15 protein-coding genes and 1 pseudogene are annotated in these 17,419 nt (G+C 48.1%); 4 read left to right on the top strand and 12 right to left on the bottom strand.

All coding sequences use genetic code 11. The features are described 5' to 3' along the window. Positions 1-2 precede the first annotated feature (2 nt). The gene (locus ACXADP_RS08605) at positions 3-1,658 is read right to left on the bottom strand and encodes an acyl-CoA mutase large subunit family protein (RefSeq protein WP_474971250.1); all 1,656 of its coding nucleotides are present in this window, start codon (positions 1,656-1,658) and stop codon (positions 3-5) included. Positions 1,659-1,832: 174 nt separating this feature from the next. On the opposite strand from ACXADP_RS08605, the gene prli42 reads away from it, so the two are divergent. Next, a complete protein-coding gene (prli42, locus tag ACXADP_RS08600; RefSeq protein WP_242520466.1) occupies positions 1,833-1,949 on the top strand; it encodes a stressosome-associated protein Prli42 in 117 nt (38 codons plus the stop codon). A 46-nt stretch (positions 1,950-1,995) separates the two neighbouring features. On the opposite strand, the gene ACXADP_RS08595 is transcribed toward prli42, so the two are convergent. The 11 genes and pseudogenes from ACXADP_RS08595 to ACXADP_RS08545 form a co-directional block, all read right to left on the bottom strand. Further along, entirely contained in the window at positions 1,996-2,508 is a 513-nt protein-coding gene (locus ACXADP_RS08595; RefSeq protein ID WP_474971249.1) for a L,D-transpeptidase, read from the bottom strand. 45 nt (positions 2,509-2,553) lie between these two features. Then, entirely contained in the window at positions 2,554-3,504 is a 951-nt protein-coding gene (locus ACXADP_RS08590) for an aromatic acid exporter family protein (protein ID WP_027955466.1), read from the bottom strand. 98 nt (positions 3,505-3,602) lie between these two features. Then, positions 3,603-4,034: a BrxA/BrxB family bacilliredoxin gene (locus ACXADP_RS08585; RefSeq protein WP_027955465.1), complete on the bottom strand. Its 432-nt coding sequence runs from the start codon at positions 4,032-4,034 to the stop codon at positions 3,603-3,605. A 256-nt stretch (positions 4,035-4,290) separates the two neighbouring features. Further along, on the bottom strand, positions 4,291-5,592 hold the full coding sequence (locus ACXADP_RS08580; protein WP_474971248.1) for a dihydrolipoamide acetyltransferase family protein: 1,302 nt from the start codon (positions 5,590-5,592) through the stop codon (positions 4,291-4,293). A gap of 17 nt (positions 5,593-5,609) precedes the next feature. Next, positions 5,610-6,592, bottom strand: a pseudogene (locus tag ACXADP_RS08575) (alpha-ketoacid dehydrogenase subunit beta). A gap of 15 nt (positions 6,593-6,607) precedes the next feature. Next, positions 6,608-7,600, bottom strand: coding sequence for a thiamine pyrophosphate-dependent dehydrogenase E1 component subunit alpha (locus ACXADP_RS08570; RefSeq protein ID WP_474968942.1), 993 nt, complete (start codon positions 7,598-7,600; stop codon positions 6,608-6,610). Positions 7,601-7,619: 19 nt separating this feature from the next. Then, positions 7,620-9,041, bottom strand: coding sequence for a dihydrolipoyl dehydrogenase (gene lpdA, locus ACXADP_RS08565; RefSeq protein WP_474968943.1), 1,422 nt, complete (start codon positions 9,039-9,041; stop codon positions 7,620-7,622). Between the two features lie 15 nt (positions 9,042-9,056). Continuing rightward, positions 9,057-10,142: a butyrate kinase gene (gene buk / locus ACXADP_RS08560; RefSeq protein WP_474968944.1), complete on the bottom strand. Its 1,086-nt coding sequence runs from the start codon at positions 10,140-10,142 to the stop codon at positions 9,057-9,059. 14 nt (positions 10,143-10,156) lie between these two features. Continuing rightward, on the bottom strand, positions 10,157-11,260 hold the full coding sequence (gene bcd / locus ACXADP_RS08555) for a branched-chain amino acid dehydrogenase (protein ID WP_474968945.1): 1,104 nt from the start codon (positions 11,258-11,260) through the stop codon (positions 10,157-10,159). 12 nt (positions 11,261-11,272) lie between these two features. Continuing rightward, on the bottom strand, positions 11,273-12,175 hold the full coding sequence (gene yqiS, locus ACXADP_RS08550) for a phosphate butyryltransferase (RefSeq protein ID WP_474971247.1): 903 nt from the start codon (positions 12,173-12,175) through the stop codon (positions 11,273-11,275). A gap of 102 nt (positions 12,176-12,277) precedes the next feature. Beyond that, positions 12,278-14,353 carry a sigma-54 interaction domain-containing protein gene (locus tag ACXADP_RS08545; protein WP_474968947.1) on the bottom strand — a complete coding sequence of 692 codons (2,076 nt, stop codon included), beginning with the start codon at positions 14,351-14,353 and terminating at the stop codon, positions 12,278-12,280. Between the two features lie 132 nt (positions 14,354-14,485). On the opposite strand from ACXADP_RS08545, the gene ACXADP_RS08540 reads away from it, so the two are divergent. The 3 genes from ACXADP_RS08540 to ACXADP_RS08530 are packed head-to-tail and all read left to right on the top strand — an operon-like array spanning position 14,486 to position 17,399. Further along, complete coding sequence (locus ACXADP_RS08540) at positions 14,486-14,731, top strand: DUF2627 domain-containing protein (RefSeq protein WP_027955456.1); 246 nt, start codon at positions 14,486-14,488, stop codon at positions 14,729-14,731. A gap of 14 nt (positions 14,732-14,745) precedes the next feature. Beyond that, complete coding sequence (locus ACXADP_RS08535) at positions 14,746-16,653, top strand: DUF294 nucleotidyltransferase-like domain-containing protein (protein WP_474971246.1); 1,908 nt, start codon at positions 14,746-14,748, stop codon at positions 16,651-16,653. Then, entirely contained in the window at positions 16,653-17,399 is a 747-nt protein-coding gene (locus ACXADP_RS08530) for a 3'-5' exonuclease (RefSeq protein ID WP_474971245.1), read from the top strand. The genes ACXADP_RS08535 and ACXADP_RS08530 overlap by 1 nt, the downstream gene beginning before the upstream one ends. Positions 17,400-17,419 lie beyond the last annotated feature (20 nt).

Here is a 17,419-nt window from a genome sequence, read left to right as displayed (position 1 = left end):
TTCTACATCGCTGTATATTCACCGAATTCATCACGCAGGACGTTGGCAATTTCCCCGACTGTGGCATAAGCCTGGACAGCCCTGACGATCGGAGGCATGACATTGTCCTGCTCCGCTGCTGCGTTGCGGAGTTCCTGAAGGCAGCGATCGACGACTTCCTGATTTCTCTGCTCTCTTACCTGCGTTATTTTTTCTATCTGTCCTTTTTCAAGGGCTTCATCCACTTTCAAAAGATCCGCATGGATTTCTTCATCCACCTGATACTCGTTCATGCCGACAACGATATCCTCTTTGGATTCCATCCGCTTCTGCGCCTCGTAGGCTGCCTGATGGATTTCCCGCTGCATGTACCCCTCTTCTACAGCCTGAACAGCCCCGCCGAATTCACTGATCCGCTCCAGGTATGCACCGGCCTCTTTTTCAATCTGGTCGGTCAAGGACTCGACATAGTACGACCCAGCAAGCGGATCGACTGTGTCAGCGACACCGCTCTCATTGGCAATAATCTGCTGTGTCCGCAGAGCAATTCTCGCCGAATCCTCTGTCGGGAGCGCCAGCGCCTCATCCCTGGAATTGGTATGAAGACTCTGGGTGCCTCCTAATACAGCGGCCAGCGCCTGCATCGTTACGCGGACAATATTATTATCCGGCTGCTGGGCCGTCAGCGTACTTCCACCTGTCTGGGTGTGGAAACGCATTTTCCAGCTCTTTGGATCCTCCGCTTTGTAGTGCTCTTTCATGATTTTTGCCCACATCCGGCGCGCTGCCCTGAATTTGGCTGCTTCTTCAAAAAACTGATTGTGGGCATTAAAGAAGAAGGCCAGGCGTGGAGCGAATTGATCCACCTTCAACCCTGCTTCAATGGCAGCATCTACATAAGCCATGCCGTTGGCGATCGTAAAAGCGACTTCCTGCACAGCGGTCGATCCTGCTTCACGGATATGATAGCCGGATATGCTGATGGTGTTGAATTTAGGCAGGTGCTCCTGACAGTAGGCAAAAATATCTGTGATGAGCCGCATGGATGGTTTTGGAGGATAAATATACGTCCCTCTGGCAATGTACTCCTTCAAAATATCGTTTTGAATCGTACCGGTCAGCTTTTCCCTCGGCACGCCCTGCTTCTCCCCTACCGCAATGTACATCGCAAGGAGAATGCCTGCGGGCGCGTTTATCGTCATGGAGGTGCTCACTTGATCGAGTGGAATTTCATGGAACAGCTGCTCCATATCTTTCAGTGAATCAATCGCTACACCGACTTTGCCGACTTCCCCTTCAGCCATGGGGTCGTCTGAGTCATAGCCGATCTGTGTCGGCAGATCAAAGGCAACGGATAAGCCTGTCTGGCCCTGCTTCAGCAGATAACGGAAACGCTCGTTCGTCTCTTCTGCTGAACCAAACCCGGCATACTGGCGCATCGTCCAGTACCGGGAGCGGAACATCGTCGGCTGAATCCCTCTCGTATATGGATACTGCCCTGGAAAACCGATTTGGTTTATGTAATTTTCACTTAATGATTCGGGTGTGTAGAGACGATCCACAGGAATATCCGAACTCGTATGAAAAGAATGACGGCGCTCTGGGAAACGCTGCATGGTTTTTTCTACATTCTTCTCCCATTCCTGCTTGAAATGTTGTCCATTGGATGACAGGGTCATTGGAAAAGCCTCCTCTTTCGTCTATTCTCTTCTAGCATACCAGAAATGAAGCGCTTACCTATCTAAAAATTAACATAATTCACAACAAATTGTGAATCCAAACGTCCCCTTGTCCATTTTCTTTTTTTTCGGTAAAATATTGAACAGGAACGACTGAGAAGGAGGTTACCAACCTTGGCTGAAACGAAAAAACGCTCAAAGCGGGAACGCCGCATGAAAATCGTTATTTATATTATGATTCTCTCCATGGTTCTCTCTACGGTACTGGCGGGAGCGAGCTTCTTCCTATAAAAGAGAAAAAGCCGGGCAAGGTGGTTCTCCACCCTTCCCGGCTTTTTTAATTCAAAAACTGCTGCCATTTCTTTTTCAGCCACTGTTCATATAAATCTTCCATTGATACGTCCGGATCGTCTACGATCCAAACGTCCATCTCTTCTTCAATCATCGTGTATAAGGTTTCCACGTCGTTATTTTTCAGTCTGATACACCCTGCCGAAGCAGAGGTTCCGACCGACTCCGGCTGATTCGTGCCGTGGATGCCGTAAATCCGGCCGTCTGTTCCCTCTGCATCAAACCCGATCCAGCGGCTTCCCAGAGGATTTTCCGGAACGCCGCCTGGAATATTGTTTTTTCGATAATACGGATCTACGGCTTTTACTTTAATCACGAATAGTCCTTCCGGTGTGAGTTCATCGGTTTTCCCAACAGCCGCAGAAGCTTGGAATGTCTGCTCCCCGTCCTCATAGACCACGAGTTCGTGTACGGCTTTGTTGACAAGGACGACAGGCTCTTCAGCTGACGCGGGAAGCAGCAGCTGGAGGCCGGTGAGGACAAGAAAAAAGAATGTCATGTATATCCCTTCTTTTTATTTCAAGTTTCCCCGCCCTCAAGCCCTTTATACGTCACTCTTCTTAAATGACCGTTTAATGATTAAATATTCCTCAATCTCATTAAGCAAGTGAAAAAGGCTCGCACGCATTTCAAATTCTTCGCGCGTCTGTGGAAGATCATCCTCCCTGAACTCCTCCTTCATCTCTTTGAACCGCTGCAGATAAATGACTGCTGTATTACCAGGATGAATCGCCCCGGCTAAATCATCAAAGAAATCCGCGATTTTAGAGCTGTGCATATTCGAGGTGGAAATCCGGCTCACAAGCGGAAGCATCCGCTCCAATAACTCAAACTGTTTGGTCCGCATGTGAAAGTAATGATAAAAATGATTATGAGTCCGAAGCAGGTGGTTTTCTACGTCCCTGTAGGATAAGGATTTGGCTTTTTCAAGCAGTGCCGCTGTTTCTGTAAGCTCATGCCCTGTCCAGTCATTGTCTCCATCTCTTAAAAACGTAGCAAGCTCTTTCATGATCAGGGAAAAGTTATGCTCGACCTGACTCCGGTATTCCCCCAGTTTATTTTCCAGACTCGGCATGTATAAATTCAGCAGCAGGGCCGTACCGATTCCTACAGTAATCAGGATCACTTCATTTATAATGATCTCCCAGCCTATACTGCCTGAGCCGTATAAATGGAGAATGATGACTGAACTCGTCACAATACCAGGTGTAATGTTCAGCCAGACGGTCACAGGGATAAAGGCAAAGAGCATGATCCCGATAGCCAGCGGGTTATATCCGATCAGCTCAAAAAAGGCGAACGAAAAAACCATAGCTACAATACATGCTGAAAAACGGTGCCATGCACTTAAAAATGACCGCTTCCTCGTAATCTGGATGCAGAGAATCGTCAGGATTCCTGCTGATGCAAAGTTTTCCAGCTGCAGCATCTGGGCCACCCAGATGGCAAAAGGGGTGCCTAACGCTGTCTTAATGGTACGGTATCCTATCTTCAATGTCTGTCTAATCCTTTCTCTTCCTAATACTGTCTAAAACTTATGCAGAAAAGCAAAAGGACCTTTGCTCATCACAAAGATCCCAAGCCTTTTCTTTATTATACCTCTTCGCAGTATTCTTCAAAACTGCGCTGAAGCTTTCCGATGACTTCCATCGGTTCAAAGCCTTCGATATCATGACGCTCCACCATCGTCTGGATTTTCCCATCCTTCAAAAGCGCGAAGGAAGGAGAAGACGGCGGGTATCCTTCGAAATACTCGCGTGCACGGTTCGTCGCTTCGCGATCCTGACCGGCAAACACTGTGACCAGGCGGTCCGGGCGTTTATCATAATGAATGGCATGGGCAGCGGCTGGACGTGCAATCCCTCCTGCACACCCGCAGACGGAATTGACCATAACAAGAGTGGTTCCTTCCTGAGTCAGTGCCTGATCGACTTCTTCAGGTGAAGTAAGTTCGGTGTACCCCGCTTGCGTAATTTCTTCACGTGCTTTTGTAACGACATCATTCATGAAAATATTGAAATCCATTAGACATGGCCCCTTTTTATAAATACTATGAACATTTTACCAAGATAACGGAAGGCTTTCAATTCTTCTGCCGTTTCTTTCCTGTCTGAAAAAGCTTCCTCCTGCCGGAATCGGGAACTATCCTTCCCATCCAGAGACAAGACATATCGACATCCGACAGACCGTAAAACCCGGAAAAGAGGTATCCAATAAAAATCAGGCTGCCTGAAACTTTAGCAGGCAGCCTGTAAGCAGCCGATGCAGCTGCTTCTCCTCTTTAATAGATGGAAGTATTCTCTTCACTCATTTTCTCGAGAATTTCCTTTACACGGGCAAGGAAATTACCGGCAACAAGACCATCAAGCACACGGTGATCCAGCGACAGACAGAGATTAACCATATCACGCGCACCGAACATGCCATTTTGATAGACCGGTTTCTTCACAATAGATTCCACCTGTAGAATGGCTGACTGTGGATGATTAATTACACCCATGGACTGAACGGATCCGAACGAACCCGTATTGTTTACAGTAAAGGTTCCGCCTTCCATATCCTTGGACGTCAATTTCCCGTCACGGGCTTTACCAGCCAGTTCTGTAATATCACGGGCAATGCCTTTGATACTTTTCTCATCGGCATCTTTAATCACGGGCACAAACAACTGATCTTCTTTAGCGACAGCGATGTTCAAGTTAACCGCCTTGCGTTGAATGATCTTATCGCCTGCCCATGTACTATTAAGCTGTGGATATTCTTTCAAGGCCTGGGCAACAGCTTTGACGAAGAAAGCAAAGTAGGTCAGGCTGTAGCCTTCCTGTTTTTTAAATTGATTTTTCTTCGCATTTCTGAGCTCCACCAAATTGGTCACATCCACTTCGACCATCATCCACGCATGTGGAATTTCGGTTTTGGATTTTACCATATTGGCAGCAATCGCCTTACGGACGCCGGTGACAGGGATTTCGATATCCCCTTCTCCTGCCTGGACGTCAGGAACAGAAGGAGCCGGCTTGGCTGCGGATTCGGGCGCAGACGGTTCGGCAGCCGGAGCTTTCTGTTCCGTCTGTGGACGGTCTTCGGCTTTTGGAACTCCTCCACTTTCAATCACTTTCTCAACGTCTTTGCGGGTGATCCGGCCGCCGCGGCCCGTCCCGTCCACCTGATTTAAATCAATGTCATTTTCCTGAGCAAGGGTCATGACTGCCGGTGAATAGCGTTTCTTCTGCCCCTGGTCCTTCCCATTCGAAGCGGGTTCGGATGCCTGTGCCTTTGAAGACGACGTTGAAGGTTCTTCTTTCTGCTCAGCCGCTGCCGGTTCTGAGGAAGAGCCTCCACCTTCGATTTCAATATGACACATTAGTTCACCAACTTCGATGGTATCTCCTTCAGAAGCCACTAAATCCTTGATCACACCCGTGAAGGACGAAGGGACTTCCGCGTTCACCTTATCCGTCATGACTTCAGCAATCGGATCATATTTGTTTACTTTATCTCCTGGCTGGACCAGCCAGGTGCTGATAGTGCCCTCTGTTACACTCTCTCCGAGTTGAGGCATGTTGATTTTTTCTACGCCCACGACGAACGCCTCCTCCATTAAAATTCTGCGAGATCACGCATCGCTTTTTCGACTTTATCAGGATTCATCATAAAATGCTTTTCCATTGTCGGTGCATACGGCATGGAAGGAATATCAGGACCTGCGAGACGCTGGACAGGAGCGTCAAGATCAAACAGACAGTTTTCGCTGACAATAGCAGAAACCTCTGAAATAATCCCGCCCTCTTTGTTATCTTCCGTGACAAGCAGCACTTTTCCAGTTTTGGAAGCTGCTTCAATGATGCTTTCCTTATCTAAAGGGTAAACCGTACGAAGGTCGAGGATGTGGGCATCAATGCCTTCTTCTGCAAGCTTTTCTGCTGCCTGAAGAGCAAAATGAACGCACAATCCGTACGTAATGACCGTAATGTCCGATCCTTCCCGCTTCACATCTGCTTTTCCAATCGGAAGTGTGTAATCTTCTTCAGGAACTTCCCCTTTGATCAAACGGTAGGCCCGTTTATGCTCAAAGAAAAGAACAGGATCGTTATCACGGATGGACGCTTTAAGCAGACCTTTCACATCATAAGGTGTGGACGGCATCACAATCTTAAGGCCCGGTTGATTGGCGAATACTGCTTCAACAGACTGAGAGTGATAAAGAGCCCCGTGAACTCCCCCCCGTACGGCGCACGGATAGTGATAGGGGCGCTCCAGTCGTTGTTGGACCGGTAACGGACCTTCGCTGCTTCTGAAATAATCTGGTTGACCGCCGGCATGATAAAGTCCGCAAACTGCATTTCAGCAACCGGACGCATCCCATACATAGCCGCTCCTATGCCCACACCAGCAATGGCAGACTCGGCAAGAGGCGTATCCAGTACACGATCTTCTCCAAATTCATCATAAAGGCCGTCCGTTGCACGGAAAACGCCTCCGCGCTTACCAACGTCCTCTCCTAGTACAAATACTTTTTCATCCCGCTGCATTTCTTCCCGAAGTGCCTGGGTGACAGCTTGAATATACGAAATGACTGCCATAATCGTGCCCCCTCCTTACTCTTCGTACACGTATTTCATTGCTGATTCCGGCTCGGCATAAGCCGCATTTTCAGCATAGTCGGTGGCTTCATTGACGATGTGATTGATTTCGTCATTCAGCTCTGTTTCTTTCTCTTCCGTCAAAATCCCCTGCTCACGGAGATAGTTGGCAAACGTAACGATGGAATCTTTCTTCTTCGCTTCATCTACTTCGTCACGCTCCCGATAAACACGGTCGTCATCATCACTGGAGTGCGGCGTCAGGCGGTAGGAAACCGTCTCGATCAATGTCGGCCCCTCCCCGTTACGTCCGCGGTCTGCAGCAGCTTTTACTGCTTCATAAACAGCAAGTGGATCATTTCCGTCGACCGTATACCCAGGCATGCCGTACCCGATCGCCCGGTCGGATACTTTCTCACAGGCCAGCTGCTTGGAGACCGGAACAGAAATAGCGTATTTATTATTTTCAACCATGAAGATCACAGGGAGTTTATGGACGCCCGCAAAGTTGGCTCCCTCATGAAAATCCCCCTGGTTGGAAGATCCTTCTCCAAAAGTAACGAGAGAAACGAAATCTTTCTTCTCCATTTTCCCTGCAAGAGCGATCCCTACAGCGTGAGGCACCTGGGTGGTTACGGGAGATGACCCTGTAACAATCCGGTTTTTCTTCTGGCCGAAGTGTCCTGGCATCTGTCTCCCTCCGGAGTTTGGATCTTCCGCTTTAGCGAAACCGGAAAGCATCAAATCCTGTGCCGTCATGCCAAAGGAAAGCACAACTCCCATGTCACGGTAGTAAGGAAGCGCATAGTCCTTATCTCGGTCCAGTGCGTAGGAGGCGCCGACCTGGGCGGCTTCCTGCCCTTGACAGGAAATGACGAATGGAATTTTCCCTGCACGGTTCAAAAGCCACATCCGTTCGTCAATTCTTCTAGCTAATAGCATGGTGCGGAACATATCCAGCACCTGTTCGTCCGTTAATCCTAAATCCTTATGGCGGTTTTCAGCCATGAGTTTCCCTCCTTTGTTCTTATCCGTGAATCTGATTCCCATCAACAGCCATCGCTGCCTCTCCGACAGCCTCGGCGAGGGTTGGGTGAGGATGGATGGTTTCAGCAATCTCCCAAGGCGTTGCATCCAGAACTTTGGCCAGCCCTGCTTCCGAAATCATATCGGTGACATGCGGGCCGATCATATGGACACCCAGCAGATCGTCGGTATCTTTATCGGCAATGATTTTCACGAATCCGTCCGTTTCCCCGTGTACGAGTGCCTTACCGATGGCCTGAAACGGAAACTTACCGGTCTTAATGTTATACCCTTTTTCCTTGGCCTGTGCTTCCGTCAGTCCGACACTGGAAGCCTCCGGGCTGGAATAAATGCAGCTTGGAATCTGTTCAGAATTCAATGGATGGGGCTCGTTGTCTGACATGTGCTCCACCGCCGTCATTCCTTCATGAGAAGCGACATGGGCCAGCTGCATCCCACCGATTACATCACCAATCGCATAAATATGACTTTCTTTTGTTTGATAATAGTCATTCGTTTGTATGAAGCCGTTCTCCACTTGAATATCCGTATTCTCAAGACCGATGTTGGTCACATTGGCGGAACGACCGACAGATACGAGCATTTTTTCCGCTTTATAGGTTGTGGTTTCTCCGTCAACTTCAGCCTGGATTGTGACACCATCTTCCGTTTCAAGTGTTTCGGAAAGGACTTTGGCACCGGTAACAACGTCCACACCTTTTTTCTTCATCTGTTTTTTCATTTCCCTGGAAATATCCTCATCTTCTGTTGGGAGAATGTGAGGAAGATACTCAAGGACGGTCACCTCAACGCCGAAGTCCGCGAGCATGGAAGCCCACTCGATGCCGATAACTCCGCCCCCGACAATGATAATGGACGATGGGAGTTCTTCCATATTCAAGGCTTCATCGGAGGTCATCACATCCTCCCCATCCACTTCCAGGCCGGGCAGACTTTTTGGACTGGAGCCGGTTGCAATAAGGACGTTTTTCGGAATCAGCATTTCATTCTCTTCACCGTTGTTCATTTCAACAGAGATGGTTCCTGCGGTCGGTGAAAAGATGGAAGGGCCGAGAATTCGGCCGAAACCTTCATAAACATCAATTTTCCCTTTTTTCATCAAACCTTGAACACCTTTATGTAATGTGTCCACAATCGACTGCTTTCGTTCCTGGACTTTCTGGAAGTTCAATACAGGGTTTTCAACTGTAATGCCGTAACTGTCGGCTTCTTTCGTTTGTTTGAAAACTTCTGCACTTCTCAATAATGCTTTTGATGGAATACAGCCTCTGTGAAGACAGGTTCCGCCCAGTTCACGCTTTTCAACAATCGCTGTTTTCAAGCCGAGCCTTGAAGCACGGATGGCGGCTACGTAGCCTCCCGTCCCGCCTCCTAGAACTACTAGATCATACTCCTCTGCCATATCTACCGCTCCTTTTTATTCCTGAAAATTCGGATACTGCTTTGGAATTTCTTCGTGATTGAGGACGCGCAGTGTTCCTTCATTCAATGCCTCCAGTTCATTTTCTCCTGGATAAACGAGCACATCAGCAATCCAGTGTACCCGTTTGGAAATCTCTTTGATGAAGGCTTTTCCATAGGCCAGTCCGCCTGTCAAAGCGACGGCGTCCACACGACCTTCCATCACAGCACTCATGCTTCCGATCTCTTTGGCAATCTGGTAGGCCATAGCGTTGAAAACTATTTCGGCCTTTTTGTCGCCATGGGCGATCATACTTTCGACTTCCCTGGCGTCATTGGTATCGAGATAAGCCATGAGCCCTCCCTGTCCGACGAGTTTCTTCATGACTTCATCACGGTAATACTGGCCTGAGTAACACATCGAGACAAGGTCACCGGCAGGCACGGTACCGGCTCGTTCAGGTGAAAAAGGACCATCGCCGTGAAGACCGTTGTTGACATCAACTACACGGCCTCCAATATGAGCACCGACGGTAATTCCTCCACCCATATGAGCGACAATCAAACGGGCCTCCGGATAATCCATCTCCAGATCAGCTGCCGCACGCCGGGCGACCGCCTTCTGGTTCAAGGCGTGAAAAATACTCTTCCTCGGGATTTCCGGCACGCCTGAGATCCGGGCGAGCTCCTGGAGCTCATCGACAACCACGGGGTCGACGATATAGGCTCCGATGTTCAGCCCGCGGGCAATTTCATAGGCGATGATGCCGCCAAGGTTGGAGGCATGTTCTCCATTATAGCCGTTTTTCAAATCTTCAAGCATCGCTGCATTTACTTCGTAGGTGCCGCCTTCAATTGGACGCAGGAGTCCGCCTCTTCCGCAGACGGCACTCAGTCTGCTTATATTAATCCCTTCCTGATCGAGCACATCAAGAATGACCTGCTTTCGAAAATCGTACTGGTCGATAATACGTTTGAATTGATTGATTTCATCTCCGCTGTGGCGGATCGTTTTTTCAAAGACGGCTTCCAGGTCATCAAACACGCCGATTTTTGTTGACGTGGAACCGGGGTTTATAACCAGGATTCGATGAGTGTGCACAACAAAGACCTCCGTTATCCGTTCTGTCTTCTGCTTAGGATGTGATGGCCGTTCTGCAGGAACTGGCTGCGGGAACGACGCATACGCTCAATGCGTTCTTCCGCCATACGATCCGCTGCAAGATACGTAGGAATATTATCACGGCGGGAAATGTCAAATACACGGGAAACGTTATCGTAGATGGTTTCCACTCGCTTCATCGCACGGTCCTTATTGTACCCATGAAGTTCATCGGCAACGTTGATCACGCCCCCCGCATTGATGACATAATCCGGTGTATAGACAATGCCTTTCTCATGAAGAATATCACCATGTTTCGTTTCCTTGAGCTGGTTGTTTGCTGCACCGGCAATGACTTTCGCTTTCAACTGCGGAATCGTTTCATCATTGATGGTCGCACCCAGAGCACACGGTGCATAAATATCACAGTCCACGCTGTAGATTTCATCCGTCTCCACTGCTTTAGCTCCGAATTCTTCAACAGCACGCTGAACAGCTTCTTTATTTATATCGGTAACAACCAGATTCGCACCTTCCTCGTGAAGATGGCGGCACAAGGTGAAAGCTACGTTCCCGACACCCTGGACTGCAATGGTCTTACCTTCAAGGGAATCTGATCCAAAGCCTTCCTTAGCAGCTGCTTTCATACCACGGTATACCCCATAGGCTGTTACAGGGGAAGGGTTGCCGGAAGAACCGAAGGCAGGAGAAATCCCTGTGACATAATCGGTTTCCTCATGAATCAAATCCATATCCTGAACTGTTGTCCCCACATCTTCCGCTGTAATGTACCTTCCGTTCAGTCCTTGAATGTAACGGCCGAATGCGCGGAACATCTCCTCATTTTTATCCTTTTTCGGATCACCGATGATCACGGTCTTTCCACCGCCGAGGTTCAGACCGGCCGCTGCGTTTTTATAGGTCATTCCTTTAGCAAGACGCAGCGCATCTTCAACTGCATCGTCTTCGGATGCATACGTCCACATGCGGGTCCCTCCAAGAGCGGGTCCAAGGGTCGTATCATGAACGGCGATAATCGCTTTCAAACCAGACTGTTCATCCTGACAAAACAACAACTGCTCGTAATCATATTCCTGCATATAGCTGAAAATTTCCATTTTGTATTCCTCCTAGGATTGACTGGCTTTTAAAGCTAAAGCCAGTGAGTAAATTTTGCTCTGGGCTTCATCAGCCCTTGATGTTAACACGATGGGAGCAGATGCTCCACTGATCACACCCGCCACTTTGGCATGGACGAAGTATACAAATGATTTATAAAGCGCATTGGCCGTCTCGATGGTAGGAACAACGAGGATATCTGCCTGGCCGGCTACTTCTGACTGAATGTTCTTATGAGCAGCCGCTTCTGCATCTACCGCATTATCAAAGGCGAGCGGGCCGTCAACCACACAGCCCGCGATTTGACCACGGCGGTTCATCTGGGTCAGCAAGGCTGCATCGGTGGATGCCGGCATTTTAGGATTGACTGCCTCTACGGCTGCGAGGGCAGCCACTTTCGGATTGTCCCATCCTGCTTTGTGGGCCACTTCCACCGCATTCAGAATAATCTCTACTTTGTCTTCCAGCGTTGGCTGAATGTTCATAGCGGCATCTGTTAAGTATATTAATCGGTCTCTCCCGGGAATTTCAAACAAAGCTACGTGGGAAAGAACCTTTCTCTTTTTAAGGCCGTATTCCTTATGGAGCACTGCCTGCAGGAGGGTCTTCGTATCTACATGCCCTTTCATCAAGACATCCGCTTCCCCCTCTGCTACAGCCTGTACAGCCACGAGGGCACTTTCTTTCGGCTGCGCCGGTTTCCACTGCAGATCCGGGTGGTCAAGCGACAGGCCCGCCTCCGCGGCACACGTTTTAAGATCCGCTTCTTCACCTGTAAGGATAAAACGAGCCAGTTCCTGGTCCAAGGCCATTTTCACGGCTTTTAATACTTCTGGATCTGCGGCCTGAGCGACAGCCACGGTTTGTCTGCTCGTTCGGTCAATGGTTTCTATCAGTTCATCTAACGATTTCAAAGCTTCACCTCATCCCTAATCTCATTCATGCAAATTTCATGCCAAAAGTCTGAGACGCCCGTACAGCCCCACAAGGCATTTCGGCACCTGCAGGATTCTGCATTATGAAAAATATTGCATGCTGTTTTTATCCAATCCATACTTCTCAAGCTTATAATAAAGGTTTCTAATGGAAATACCGAGAGCCTTGGCTGTTTTGGTCTTATTAAACTCGTGCGAACGATACGCTTCGACGAGCAGTTTCTTTTCATAGTCGTCCACAGCCTCCTGCAGTGTCTCCCCTCTCCAACCAGCAGATGTCCGGCCCGGTTCTACGGAATCCTCTTGTTTTTTAAGAGTGGGCAGATGTTCAGGCTTTATGATTTCATCTGTATGTTCCATATAGATCATCGCTCTTCCGATAATATTCTCCAGTTCCCTTACGTTTCCAGGCCACGGATAGTCCATTAAACACTGGTAAGCCGCTTCATTGAGGGACGTTACGTTACGCCCATAATCCTCGTTGAGCTTTTGAATCAGGTGGGCGGACAGCAAGGGGATGTCCTCAATCCTCTCCCGGAGAGGAGGGATATAAATAGGAAGACGGTTCAGCCGGTAATACAAGTCTTCTCTGAAATTTTTATTCATAATCGCTTTTTCCAGATTTATATTCGTAGCAGCAATGACCCGCACATCAATGTGAACCGGTTTGGTTCCGCCCACACGAATCATTTCATTTTCTTGAAGCACACGCAAAAGTTTCGCCTGCATAGGCAGAGTCAATTCTCCTATTTCATCAAGAAAAATACTGCCGTTGTCTGCTTCCTCGAATAATCCCTTTTTCCCTCCACGGCGCGCCCCGGAGAATGCTCCATCCTCATATCCGAACAACTCACTTTCAAGCAGCGACTCGGCAATAGCCGCGCAATTCACCCGGATAAACTTGTTATGACGTCTCCCGCTTTCATTATGGATGGCATGTGCAAACAATTCCTTCCCTGTACCTGATTCGCCTCGCAGGAGCACCGATGCCGGAGTCCGGGCTCCGACCTTGGCCTGTTCGAGTGCCAGGGTCATTTCAGGTGAATCTCCGATAATGTCATCAAACGTGTATTTCGCTTCAAGGCTTCGGATAATCTGCCGGGCTCTTTTCAATTCACTTGTCAGGGATTTAATCTCTGATACATCATGCAGAACTCCGACACTTCCCTTTAGTCTGCCATCGACAATAACAGGGGCCACGTTCACCAGGACATCTTTCCTGGCAGGACCAACCTTCATCCGTACTCCTCGGACAGGCCTGCGCGTACGGAGGACTTTCATATGCATACTTTCTCCTTCTGAAATATCCACTGTCGCAGGCTTTCCGACGATGTCTTTTTCCGGAAGACCGGTAATCCTTGTGTAGGCAGGATTTACCATTAAACCGCTTCCATTCTCATCTACAACAGAAATCGCCTCATCCGACGATTGTATAATAGCTTCCAGCATGGTTTTGACTTCTTTCAGGTCGGTGACTTCCTCAGCCAGGTGAACCACCTCTGTAATATCCTTGAACACGGCATAGGCACCAATGACACTTCCATCTTCATCAATCATTGGTATCCTGGTTGTCACAACCGTCTTTCCATTTTCCAGTTCCAGCTTCTTGTTCACTTCCTCGTGTTTGGATGCCATCGTGTAAGGCAGTCTGGAGGCGGGAATAATCTCTTGAACAGGACGATGGAGAACGTCCTGATGACTTCTGCCCAGAATCCGGGAAGCGCTGGGGTTGATGAATGTAATGTTCTCCTTGTTATCGACGACGATCATCCCATCGTGAATGCTGTTTAAAATGAAATGCTGGTTATCCGTCTGTCGTTTCAGCTTTTGAACAAGAGCTTCCTTTTCTTCAAGAAGTTCGGCTGTCACATAAGCCACAGACCCTGGAATAACAACCGTCGTTTCGTCTCTTTCTTCTCTAATCGACTGGAACACATCTTCCTGTCCAGTCGCTTCAATAACGATATCAATCTTTTTATGTATCCATTCCTCCCAGGACCCGCCCGCAGGAATTCCACAGGATTCCGCAAGAGCAAGACCAGGAGCGTCTGAATTGATGTCTGTCACAGCCACTACCTGCATACGGTCCACTTGACTAAGCAGCTTCAGCAGAGCGGTACCGCCTTTGCCGGCTCCAACAATCAATACTCGTTTCATTTCACCACACCCTGCAATATTTTGCGTAACTTCATCGTATATCAATCTGCATATTTTAGCAAGCATGGGATTGTTCCCACTTCCCTCCCCATTTGATATACTGTGAATGGACTATAAAAAGGAGCGATGCCCATGCGCCTCATAGCACTACTGCTATTAGTAACTCCGGGTTTGATCGCCGTCTACGGCATAAAATTAATCCGTGATGCCCTTTTCGGGGAATTCCATGATCTTTACTTTCATATTGCCCTCCAGGGTCTGGCTGGTATTCTATTTTTCGCAGGCGGACTGGCTTTCATTGGAGGCTTCATTCTCCACCGGGACAGAAAAAGGAACTTGACTAAAGGACGGTTCAAACAATCCAACTATCCAGAATGAAGGAGTTTTGCTCTGTGACAGAGTTTGAATTATTCAGGCAGCAGTACCCGTTTGACCTGTTGTCTGAGGAGGAATTCCAGGACGTTTTCGGAAAAGCTTCCGTAAAGGAATACAGCACAAACGAATTTATCATTCATGAGGATCAGGAAGATGATTCGATCGATATCCACTTTATGATCTCCGGTCTTGCCAAGAACATTATGCACCGGTCCAACGGCCGGCAGCTGTCTGTCCGCTTTTATTATCCCGGTGATTTGATCGGAGTCATGATCTTATTGACGAGCGGAGAAATGCGGTTCTCTGTACAGGCTCTTGAACCGATAAAAACGATCTGTTTTGAACGTGAATCCTTCCTGCAGATCATGTCAAACAATACCCAGTTTTCCAAAGTGGTGATGGACGGAATCAGCCACTTGATGAAAAGCTTGTATGACGAGGTCAAATATAAAAGTTCCTCCACAGATGAGGAGGACGACCGTGAATTATATAAAAAAAGAGCCGATGCTTACATGGAGCCCCCTACATTCATCCATCCCCAGGCTTCCATTGAAAAAGCAGCCCGGATGCTGCAGCAGCAAAAAATTGAAGCGCTTATCGTGAGCGAGGATTCAAGGTCGATGGTTGGGATGATCGGCTACAGCGAAATTTTAAAAGCCTACTTCGAAAATGATCATAACAACCCCGTCCAAGCCTATATGTCAGAGGAAGCATATGAAATTAGTGAGCAGGAGTTCATCTATGATGCGCTTAGTTATTTGAAACACCATCCGACAGAAATCATTCCGGTCCTGCACAAGGACAAAGTGGTCGGTATCTTAAGGCAGTCGTCGTTTTTCACCATCAAGAACTCGGTGTATTTCGACCTCACCTACAAAATTTCCAATTCTGCGAGTGTGGAGGAAATCAAGTCATTGTCCCCGATTTATAATGAACGGTTCCAGCAGTTTGTCCGCAGCTTAATTAAAGACAAGATGCTGGCCTATGATATTGCGGAATTGATGACAAACTACAACGATAGAATTCATAAGCAGATTGTTCAGATTGCAGAAGACGAAATGATCCGCGAAGGCTATGGTGCGCCGCCGGTGAACTATTGTTTTCTTGTGCTTGGAAGTGAAGGCCGTAAGGAGCAGGCTTTTTCCACCGATCAGGATAATGCGATGATCATGGCGGATTACGATAAGTCCAAGCATAAGAAGAAAATCGATGCCTATTTCTCCATTTTTTCCAGGAAGATCAATGATATGCTCCATGAGTGCGGATATCCGTACTGCACAGGAGGAATCATGGCCAAAGAGGACAAATGGAGAAAACAGACAGATGAGTGGCATGCGGATATCGATCAATGGATCACCAAGATGGATGCGGAAGAAATCCGCGATTTCACCATTTTCATGGATTTCAGGCCTATCAGCGGAGACTACTCCCTGGCCTATGATTTGAAAAAATACGTAACACAAAAGGTTCAGAAATCCTTGAACCTTCATCAGCTCTTGATGAAGGATACCCTTCGGTTCCGCGTTCCCGTGCAGCCTTTTGGCAGGATTTCAGGCATCGGTAAAAAACGCACCTTGAATATTAAAAAATCTGCCATCATGCAGATTGTCAACGCCATACGCATTTACAGCATGAAATATGGAATTGAAGAAATCAATACAGTCAACCGCCTGGACGCCCTGGCCGAACATGAACGTTTCCACCCCAGGGACGTGGAAAACGCAAAAACAGCCCTGCACAGGCTGATGCTTTTCCGTCTGCAGTCCAACCTTGAGCAATTGGAAGAAGGAGACACCTTATCCAATGACTTAAAGCTCACTCCACTGAAAAAGGAAGAACGCCGCTCCTTGAGAGAAGCGCTTATTATTGCGAAACGGCTGCAGCAGGTGCTTGAACTGAGTTATAACCGAAATCGGGTGGTTTGATGTTACCTGTTGACTTACAGATCATAAAGTATCTGCTTTTTGAAAAACCATTATATCATTACAAAATAAAACCTTATTTAAGATGGCATACGTATCACCAGCTGGAACAGAGCCTTCACGAGGCCGGGAAAGAGGCGCACTTCAAAGAACAGCCGCTGACCTCTCTCGATTTTACCATCTTCGATTTAGAGACCACCGGCTTTCTTCCTGAAATCGGTCACGAGATCATTTCCATCGGGGCGATTCGTTTGAACGGATGGAATGCCTGTCACAGAAAGACGTTTTATCAAGTGATCCGGCCGATCCGTCCTGTCAACAAGCAGACTCTTCGTCTTACCGGCCTCTCCAAGGATCAGTTGAGAAACGCCAGTCCCTTTATTGAAGGGTTTCAATCTTTCATGGAGTTCAGCGAAGGATCCGTCTTGGTCGCTCATCCAGCAAAATTTGATATGCGTTTTCTCAAAACAATGTTGAAACGATGGAAGCTCCCGGAGTATGACCCGCACGTGATTGATTCCCAGGTGATGGCCCAATGGCTGCTCCCGCATGTCCGCCATCAGCTCGATCCACTACTGAAACATGTCGGCATTGAAAAAAGGGACCGGCACCATGCCTTGAATGATGCTATTATGACGGCAGAGTTGTTCCGTTTCCTTTTGGAGAAGACCGAACTGCACGGCATTCACACACTGGATGATTTATACCAGCAGTTCGATGATCTAAAAAAGACGAAGCCCCGATTTTAAGGGCTTCGTCTTTTTCTATC

The sequence above is a fragment of the Halobacillus sp. AWH4_228 genome, assembly GCF_056158365.1.
The sequence above is the reverse complement of the archived record's forward strand: the minus strand, read 5'-3'. Positions and strand labels throughout refer to the sequence as shown.

Coding starts and splice junctions, on each gene's coding strand:
- ACXADP_RS08605 (WP_474971250.1), bottom strand. CDS start 1,658: ATGACCCTGTCATCCAATGGACAACATTTCAAGCAGGAATGGGAGAAG.
- ACXADP_RS08595 (WP_474971249.1), bottom strand. CDS start 2,508: ATGACATTCTTTTTTCTTGTCCTCACCGGCCTCCAGCTGCTGCTTCCC.
- ACXADP_RS08585 (WP_027955465.1), bottom strand. CDS start 4,034: ATGGATTTCAATATTTTCATGAATGATGTCGTTACAAAAGCACGTGAA.
- ACXADP_RS08570 (WP_474968942.1), bottom strand. CDS start 7,600: ATGGCTGAAAACCGCCATAAGGATTTAGGATTAACGGACGAACAGGTG.
- lpdA (WP_474968943.1), bottom strand. CDS start 9,041: ATGGCAGAGGAGTATGATCTAGTAGTTCTAGGAGGCGGGACGGGAGGC.
- bcd (WP_474968945.1), bottom strand. CDS start 11,260: ATGGAAATTTTCAGCTATATGCAGGAATATGATTACGAGCAGTTGTTG.
- ACXADP_RS08545 (WP_474968947.1), bottom strand. CDS start 14,353: ATGAAACGAGTATTGATTGTTGGAGCCGGCAAAGGCGGTACCGCTCTG.
- ACXADP_RS08540 (WP_027955456.1), top strand. CDS start 14,486: ATGCGCCTCATAGCACTACTGCTATTAGTAACTCCGGGTTTGATCGCC.
- ACXADP_RS08530 (WP_474971245.1), top strand. CDS start 16,653: ATGTTACCTGTTGACTTACAGATCATAAAGTATCTGCTTTTTGAAAAA.